This is a genomic window from Erythrobacter sp. WG, from assembly GCF_026586795.1.
GTDB lineage: Bacteria > Pseudomonadota > Alphaproteobacteria > Sphingomonadales > Sphingomonadaceae > Erythrobacter.
In genome coordinates this window covers 22,339-28,553 of sequence record NZ_JAPFGY010000037.1, presented here as the reverse complement: position 1 = coordinate 28,553, position 6,215 = coordinate 22,339, and the positions used below count along the sequence as shown (strand labels likewise).

At 70.8% G+C, this 6,215-nt stretch carries 6 protein-coding genes; 2 read left to right on the top strand and 4 right to left on the bottom strand.

Annotated features, from left to right (window positions below; translation table 11 throughout):
* Positions 1 to 375: 375 nt before the first annotated feature.
* The gene (locus OPU67_RS14965; RefSeq protein ID WP_267621045.1) at positions 376 to 1,131 is read left to right on the top strand and encodes an SDR family NAD(P)-dependent oxidoreductase; all 756 of its coding nucleotides are present in this window, start codon (positions 376 to 378) and stop codon (positions 1,129 to 1,131) included.
* Positions 1,132 to 1,170: 39 nt separating this feature from the next.
* Here the strand turns inward: OPU67_RS14965 and OPU67_RS14960 are convergent, their stop codons facing one another.
* From OPU67_RS14960 to OPU67_RS14945, 4 genes are all read right to left on the bottom strand, one after another.
* Positions 1,171 to 2,061, bottom strand: coding sequence for an alpha/beta fold hydrolase (locus tag OPU67_RS14960; protein WP_267621043.1), 891 nt, complete (start codon positions 2,059 to 2,061; stop codon positions 1,171 to 1,173).
* 34 nt (positions 2,062 to 2,095) lie between these two features.
* Entirely contained in the window at positions 2,096 to 3,040 is a 945-nt protein-coding gene (locus OPU67_RS14955; RefSeq protein WP_267621041.1) for a TraB/GumN family protein, read from the bottom strand.
* A 92-nt stretch (positions 3,041 to 3,132) separates the two neighbouring features.
* The gene (nadB, locus tag OPU67_RS14950; RefSeq protein ID WP_267621039.1) at positions 3,133 to 4,734 is read right to left on the bottom strand and encodes an L-aspartate oxidase; all 1,602 of its coding nucleotides are present in this window, start codon (positions 4,732 to 4,734) and stop codon (positions 3,133 to 3,135) included.
* Positions 4,735 to 4,856: 122 nt separating this feature from the next.
* Positions 4,857 to 5,822 (bottom strand): ABC transporter ATP-binding protein, encoded by a 966-nt coding sequence (locus OPU67_RS14945; RefSeq protein ID WP_267621037.1) that lies wholly within the window; start codon positions 5,820 to 5,822, stop codon positions 4,857 to 4,859.
* A 71-nt stretch (positions 5,823 to 5,893) separates the two neighbouring features.
* Here OPU67_RS14945 and OPU67_RS14940 point away from each other — a divergent pair, with 71 nt between their 5' ends.
* Positions 5,894 to 6,166: a zinc-finger domain-containing protein gene (locus OPU67_RS14940; protein WP_267621035.1), complete on the top strand. Its 273-nt coding sequence runs from the start codon at positions 5,894 to 5,896 to the stop codon at positions 6,164 to 6,166.
* Positions 6,167 to 6,215: the final 49 nt, after the last annotated feature.

The window sequence follows — 6,215 nt, the reverse complement described above, 5'->3', positions numbered from 1 at the left end:
CGCCCGGCCGCGCGGCGGCCGGGCGCGCTTCAGCTTCAGGCCCCGGCGGCAGCCGCTCGGCGGGCGCGGGGGGGGGGGGCACCAGGCAAGGCGCAGTCAGCGCCCCGATCATGGCCTTGCGAGGCTCCCGGCGTCCCACCCGGAGGCACGCCTTCAAAGGTTCGGGCGTCTCGAAACGGCTGGGCCAGCCACGGCCCTGCCGCGCCGATCCGGGCGACCGGGCGCCGCAGGCCCGCGCCCGCCGCTCGCCGTGTCCCTGGCGCCGCCGCATCGCCGCTCTTTTGAACCAAAGCGCATTGCCTTGCGCCGCAGGAATCGGCCATCGTGCCGGGCGCGCCGCCACCATCCCGGCCGCACCAGCACAGGCACCCCGCGATGACTTTCAGCTTCGATCTCACCGGCCGCACCGCGCTCGTCACCGGCGCCTCCTCGGGCCTCGGCGCGCGCTTCGGGCGGATTCTTGCCGCGAGCGGCGCCAGGGTCGCGCTCGGCGCGCGGCGGGCCGATCGCCTCGCGGCGCTGGCCGCCGGGATCGGGGCCAATGCCGCCGCCATGCCGATGGATGTCGCGCGCGAGGCGGACATCATCGCAGGCTTCGATGCGGCCGAAGCGGCGTTCGGCGGCCCTGTCGACACGATCATCGCCAATGCCGGGATCGACGGCGCGGGGCTCGCCACCGCCATCTCGGAGGAGGAGATCGACCGCACCCTCGCCATCAACTTGAAGGGCGCGATCCTGACCGCGCGCGAGGGGGCGAAGCGGATGATGGCGAACGGGGTGACCAACGGCCGGATCGTGATGATCGCCTCGATCACCGCCTTCGAGCCCTCGCCCGGGCTCGTCGCCTATGCCGCGTCCAAGGCCGGGGTGGTGCAGGCCGCGCGCAGCATGGCCCGCGAATGGGCGCGCACCGGGATTTGCGTCAACACCGTCTCCCCCGGCTACATCCGCACCGCGATCAACGATGCGTGGTTCGACACCGAGCCCGGCCGCAAGCAGATCGCCCGCTTTCCCCGGCGGCGCCTGATGGGCGAGGAGGGGCTCGACGCGATGATCCTGTTCCTATGCTCCGACGCGGCGGCGTTCGTCACCGGGGCAGACTTCGTGTGCGACGACGGGCAGACGCTGTAGAGCGGTTTGCGACCAGCGCCGCGCCGCGGCGACGGGGCCTCAGCCGCCGCGCAGGTGCCCGGCGATCTCGCCGGCGATGCGCGGGATCAGCGGGATCGGCAGGTCGTGGCCCCAGCCGGGGATGGTCACCAGCCGGGCGCCGGGGATCGCCGCCGCGGTCGCCTCGCCGCCGGCGAGCTTGACGAGCGGGTCGTCCTCGCCGTGCAGCACCAGCGTGGGCACCCGCACCCTCGCAAGCCGCGCGGTGCGATCGCCGTCGTCGATGATCGCGGCGAGCTGGCGCGGGAGCCCCGCCGGGTAGACCGAGCGGCGCACGCTGCGCAGCACCCGCTCGCGCTGCTGATCGGGATCGAAGGGGAAGCCGGGGCTGCCGATGTTTCGCGCCACGTTGATCCCGTGGGCGACCACCGTCTCCTCGTCGAGCGCGGCGAGCGGCGCGGTCAGCGCCTCGATTGCGTGCTTCTCGGCCTGGGGCAGCTTGCCGCTGCCGGTGGTCGACATGATCGAGGTGAGGGTGAGGAGGCGGTCGGGATGATGCACCGCCATGAGCTGCACGATCATCCCGCCCATCGAGGCGCCGACCACGTGGGCCTTGTCGATGCCGAGCGCGGTGAGCAGGCCGATCCCGTCGTCGGCCATGTCCTTCAAGGTGTAGGGCACTTTGGCGGGGAAGCCGATCTTCTTGCGCAGCACCTGCATCGCCGGGCTCGGGGCGCGGGCGCCCTCCATCTTTTGCGAGAGACCGATGTCGCGGTTGTCGTAGCGGATCACCCGGAACCCGTCGCCGACCAGCGCGGCGACCAGCTCGTCCGGCCACAGCGTCATCTGCGCGCCGAGGCCCATGACCAGCAGGATCACCTCGGCCTGCGGGTCCCCGTTGTCCTCGTAGAAGATGTCGATGCCGGTGTTGGGCGTGGTGACGATGGGCATGATGCGCGCAGGTCCTCTGACAGGCCCCGCGCGGTCATTTCCACGGGGGTCCGGCGATATCGAAGCCGCGCGCGTCCAATTGGTCAAGCACCCCGCCCTCTTCCGCCAACACCCGCAAGGGGACGACCGCGAGCGTGGTGCCCTTCGCCGCGCTCGCCTCGGCGATGCGGCTGACCCAGATCGTGCGCAGTTCGCTGCCCAGGGTCTCGTCCGCCCACGGCCAGCACCGGCCGAGCGCGGTCTCGAGCGGGTTGGCCATCACCGCCGGTATCCTGAACCGCCGCCACTCGGCGGCGCGGCTCTCGACCACCTGCGGCCCGGCCTCGACCGCGTCCATCGCGGCAAGCAGGCAGGGGATGTGATCGGTCGGCGGCGCCTCGAACAGGTTGTCGATCACGTCCTCGCCGCGCAGGCTGGCGGCGCGGGTGGTCGGCACCTTGGCCTTCTCGGCGGCGTCCTTGACCACGTCCGAGGCGTCACGCGCGGTGTCGCGGTTGAAGCGCAGCTCTTTCCTCAGCATCTCGAACGAGGTGAGGAGGAAGGACTGGCGCGAATAATCCTCTTTGTGCGCGGTGCCGAAGGCGGCAAGCCGCGCCGCCTGGGCTGCGTCCAGATAGTCGGCGGCGACGGTGTTCTTGGGCAGCCTGGTGAGCTTGCCGCCGCTGAACAGCAAGCGGAAGATGTCGCCCGGCGAGATCCGCGGCCGCGCGCCGAGGATCACCCGGTCGGCCTGCGCGGTCGCCTCCTCGAGCCGCGCGGGCTCCCAGGGGGTGCTCTTGGGGATCGCCCGGATCTCCCCGACGAGGATCACGGTGCCGACCTTGGTCTCGACGATCCACATCGGCGCGCCCGAACGCTGCGCGGTGACGACGATGGCGTTGTCTTCTGGGGTGGGGGCGGGGTCCTGCGCGGCGAGGGGGGCGGCGAGCGGAGCGGCCAGCAGCGCCACCAGCGAGAGGGAAGTCAGCAGCGTCTTCATCGTGCGCCCCATCGATGCATCATTTGGCAAAGGGCTATCGCGGCGAGCCTGAACGCTGGACTAACTGCGCCGCGCTACGAACGGGAGGCTCCTTACGGCACCAGCACCGTATCCTTCGCCTCGTCCGCCAGTTCGGGGTAGTCGAGCGTGTAGTGCAGCCCCCGGCTCTCCTTGCGCTTCAGGGCGCTGGTCACGATCAGTTCGGCCGCCTGCAACAGGTTCCTGAGTTCGATCAGGTCGGTCGTCACCCGGAAGGCGCCGTAGTAATCCTCGACCTCGCGCTTCAGCAGTTCGATCCGGCTCGCGGCGCGCTCCAGGCGCTTGGTGGTGCGCACGATGCCGACATAGTTCCACATGAAGCGGCGGATTTCGGTCCAGTTCTGCTTGATGACCACCTCCTCGTCGGAATCGGTCACGCGGCTTTCGTCCCACGGGAGGATTGCCGGGGGCGCTTCCAGCGTGTCCCAGCGGGCGAGGATGTCCTGCGCGGCGGCCTCGCCGAAGACGAAGCATTCGAGGAGGGAATTGGACGCGAGGCGGTTCGCGCCGTGGAGGCCGCTTTCGGTGCATTCGCCCGCCGCCCACAGGCCCGGCACGTCGGTGCGCGCGTCGAGGCCGACCACCACCCCGCCGCAGGTGTAGTGCTGCGCGGGGACGACGGGGATCGGCTCGCGCGTCATGTCGATGCCGAGGCCTGTCAGCTTCTCGTGGATCATCGGGAAGTGGCCGCGCACGAAATCGGCGGGCTGGTGGCTGATGTCGAGGTGGACGTAGTCGAGGCCAAAGCGCTTGATCTCGGCGTCGATCGCGCGGGCGACCACGTCGCGCGGGGCGAGTTCCATGCGTGTCGGGTCGTAGTATTCCATGAAGCGCTTGCCGGTGCGCGGGTTGATCAGCCGCCCGCCCTCGCCGCGCACGGCCTCGGTGATGAGGAAGTTCTTGGTCTCGAGGTGGTAGAGGCACGTCGGGTGGAACTGCATCATCTCCATGTTGGAGACGCGCGCGCCCGCGCGCCACGCCATCGCGATGCCGTCACCGGTCGCGCCGCGCGGAGCGGTGGAGAACTGGTAGACGCGGCCAGCGCCCCCGGTGGCGAGCACCGTCGCGCGGGCGACGTGGCGTTCCACCCGCCCGGTCGCCTCGTCGAGCGCATAGACGCCCCACACGCGCCCGGCGGCGGAGAACTGCTCGCGGTGACGGTCGGTGACGAGGTCGATGCAGGTGCGCCCCGGCAGCAGGGTGATGTTGGGGTTCGCCTCGGCCGCCTTGAGCAGAGCCTCCTGCACCGCCCAGCCGGTGGCGTCGTCGACATGGACGATGCGGCGGTGCGAATGCCCGCCCTCGCGGGTGAGGTGGAGCGCATCCTCGTCGCGGTTGAACGGCACGCCCAGCGCGCACAGGCGGTCGATCGAGGCGGGCGCGCGCTCGATCACGAACTCCACCGTGGCGCGGTCGTTGAGGCCCGCACCCGCCACCATCGTGTCGCGGATGTGATCGGCGAAGGTGTCGCCCGCGTCGAGCACCGCGGCGATCCCGCCCTGCGCCCAGGCGGTCGATCCGCCGGTCAGCGAGCCCTTGGCCAGCACCAGCACCCGCAGCGTCCCGGCCAGGGCGAGCGCCGCGGTGAGCCCCGCCGCGCCCGAGCCGATCACCAGCACGTCATGCACAAGTCCCGCGTCATCCTGCATCGCCATGGGCCGTGCCATGGCCCGCATTGTGCCGTTGGGCAAGGGCCAGGCCTTCGCTCCCGGCGCGCGGTGCGGAGAAATGGCGCTGGGTCGCCGCGCCCCGGACGCGGGACGAAGTTTCGGGCTGATCAGCCGCCGCTGTCGGGCGCGGCGGCGGTGAGCTCTACGAAGACGTCCTCCAGATCGGCCTCGCGGGTGGTCACGTCGACGATCTCGATACCCTGTGCCTGGAGGATGCCGAGCACCTGCCCGGCGCTGAGGCGGTCCTTGTCATAGGTCACCTCGACCGCCCGCGCCCCGTCCCATTCGACCTTGGCGAAAGCCGCATGCGCGGGCGCGGCGGGAAGATCGGCGGCGGCGGTGACCGCGACGATCTTCTCGCGCGCCATGTCGACCAGCTCGCGGGTCGGCTTGTCGGCGATCACCCGGCCGTGGTTGATGATCGCGATCCGGTCGCACAGCTCCTCGGCCTCCTCGAGGTAGTGGGTGGTGAGCACCACGGTCACGCCCTCGCGGTTCAACTCGCTGACCAGCTCCCAGAGCTGGCGCCTGAGGTCCACGTCCACGCCCGCGGTGGGCTCGTCGAGCACCAGGATCGGCGGCGAGTGGACCATCGCCTTCGCCACCAGCAGCCGCCGCTTCATCCCGCCCGACAGCGTGCGGGCATAGGCATTGCGCTTGTCGGCGAGCCTCACCGCTTCCAGCAACGCCTCGGAACGGCGCAGCGCCTTGGGGATGCCGTAGAAGCCCGCCTGATTCTCCAGCACCTCGAAGGGGGTGAAGAAGGGGTCGAAGACGATCTCCTGCGGGACGATCCCGATCGACCGGCTCGCGTTGCGGCGGTGCTGGTCGATGTCGAAGCCCCAGATGTGGGCGCTCCCGCTGGTCTTGTTGACGAGGCCTGCAAGGATGTTGATCAGCGTCGACTTGCCCGCGCCGTTGGGGCCGAGCAGGCCGAAGATCGCGCCTTCCGGCACGTCGAAGCTGACCCCGGCAAGGGCGAGCTTGCCCTCGGTCACGGTGCCGTTGGCGCCCTTGGCGGGGGCGTAGCGCTTGACGAGATTGTCGATGCGGATGGCGGGCTCGGTCGGCATGAGGCACGCCTAGGCAAGCGGGCCGGCAAAGGCAATTGAACTCGGCCCGGGGCGGCTGTATCGGCAGGCGCATGAGCATTCCTCCTCCCGAAGTCCTGCTGGTCGACTCTCGCCGTGTCTCCTGCGACGGGGCCAGCGGCATCCGCGGCGGCAAGGGCTTCCGCCCGGCGGCGCTCGGCCATCCGCGCGTGTTCCTCGAGATCGACGAGCACGGCTATGTCGATTGCGGCTATTGCGACCGCCGGTTCGTGCTGCGCGGCGGGCCGGCGGACGGGGCCGATCATGCCGCCCTGCCCGACATCGCCTCGGCCGCGAGCGATCCCCGCCCCATCGACCCCGTCTAGGCGGATCGCTCAGGACCGGTTAAGCGTGGCGACCCTAGCGTGCCGCGCC

Bases quoted from the DNA above. Each gene is read 5' to 3' on its own strand.
- OPU67_RS14965 (WP_267621045.1), top strand. From the start codon at position 376: ATGACTTTCAGCTTCGATCTCACCGGCCGCACCGCGCTCGTCACCGGC.
- OPU67_RS14960 (WP_267621043.1), bottom strand. From the start codon at position 2,061: ATGCCCATCGTCACCACGCCCAACACCGGCATCGACATCTTCTACGAG.
- OPU67_RS14955 (WP_267621041.1), bottom strand. From the start codon at position 3,040: ATGAAGACGCTGCTGACTTCCCTCTCGCTGGTGGCGCTGCTGGCCGCT.
- nadB (WP_267621039.1), bottom strand. From the start codon at position 4,734: ATGGCGATGCAGGATGACGCGGGACTTGTGCATGACGTGCTGGTGATC.
- OPU67_RS14945 (WP_267621037.1), bottom strand. From the start codon at position 5,822: ATGCCGACCGAGCCCGCCATCCGCATCGACAATCTCGTCAAGCGCTAC.
- OPU67_RS14940 (WP_267621035.1), top strand. From the start codon at position 5,894: ATGAGCATTCCTCCTCCCGAAGTCCTGCTGGTCGACTCTCGCCGTGTC.